The organism is Arthrobacter sp. Y3223164 (assembly GCF_059091005.1).
The window spans coordinates 1-1481 of record NZ_JBNHGF010000539.1; the positions used below are offsets into that span (position 1 = coordinate 1).

1 protein-coding gene is annotated in these 1481 nt (G+C 68.7%); it reads left to right on the forward strand.

The window, feature by feature from the left end; all coding sequences use genetic code 11:
- Positions 1 to 1302: class I tRNA ligase family protein (locus AC5RUJ_RS16215; protein WP_494129154.1), on the forward strand; the 1302-nt coding region annotated here is incomplete at its 5' end.
- Positions 1303 to 1481: the final 179 nt, after the last annotated feature.

The window sequence follows — 1481 nt, forward strand, 5'->3', positions numbered from 1 at the left end:
TGGATCGAAGGACTTAACGGCGACTGGCTCATTTCCCGCCAGCGCTTCTTCGGCGTGCCGATCCCGGTCTGGTACCCGCTGGACGCCTCCGGCAACCCCGACTACGACAACCCGGTGGTGCCCTCCGACGAGATGCTGCCGGTGGACCCGGCCGCTGACCCCGCTCCGGGCTACGAGGAGTCGCAGCGCAACCAGCCCGGCGGCTTCATCGGCGACGCCGATGTGTTCGACACCTGGGCCACGTCCTCGCTGTCGCCGCAGATCGTGGGTAAGTGGAGCCGGGACGAGTCGTTCTTCAACAACGTCTTCCCGTTCGACCTGCGCCCGCAGGGCCACGACATCATCCGCACCTGGTTGTTCTCCACCGTGGTGCGCGGCGACTCGCTGAACAGCTGCGCGCCGTGGAAGCACGCGGCGCTCTCCGGCTGGATCCTGGACCCGGACCGCAAGAAGATGTCGAAGTCCAAGGGCAACGTGGTGGTCCCCACGGACGTGCTGGACCAGTTCGGCGCGGACGCGGTGCGCTACTGGGCGGCTTCCGCCAAGCTGGGTGCGGACACCGCCTACGAGGTCGCGCAGATGAAGATCGGCCGCCGCCTGGCCATCAAGCTGCTGAACGCCTCCAAGTTCGTGCTGAACCTGGGTGCCACCGAGGCTTCGGTTCTTGCCGAGGACGACGCCGTGGTTACCAACCCGTTGGACAAGTCGCTGCTGGGTCAGCTGGCCGAGGTGGTGGAGACCGCGACGGCCGCGTTCGAGAAGTACGACCATGCGCGCGCCCTGCAGGTCACTGAGAGCTTCTTCTGGTCCTTCACCGACGACTACGTCGAGCTGATCAAGGACCGCGCCTACGGTGCCGCCGGCGAGGCGGAGCAGGCCTCGGTCCTGGCCACGCTGGCCACCACGCTCGACGCCCTGCTGCGTCTCTTCGCACCGTTCCTGCCCTTCGCCACCGAAGAGGTCTGGAGCTGGTGGCGCGCCGGCTCTGTGCACCGCGCCGAATGGCCGACGATGGCGGGGCTCGCCTCAATTGCGTCCGCCGCCGACACGGGGCTGCTCGGGACGGTCGGTCAGGCGCTGGGCGGCATCCGCAAGGCGAAGTCCGAAGCCAAGGTCAAGCAGCGCACCGAGGTCCTCACCGCGACCATCACCGGATCGGCCGCACAGGTGGCCCAACTTGAGGCAGGGCTCGGCGACCTGAAGGCCGCCGGCAATGCGCGCGAAGTCCTGCTGAGCGAGGCGGAGGGCGAGCTGACCGTCGCGAAGGTCGAGCTGGCGGCCGCCGAGGCACCGGCCGAGTAGCAGGGCCACGGCCGGTCGAGCAGCAGAGGCTTGGCCGGCCTGGTAGCAGAGGCTTGGCCGGGCGGGTAGCTGGGTCAGGGCCTGCCCACTGGCTGGCTCCAGGCCGTTCGGCAGCCGGTTCCGGCCCGTTAACGAGGGGAAGCCCCATCAGCGTTTCGCCGTTGGTGGGGCTTCGACTC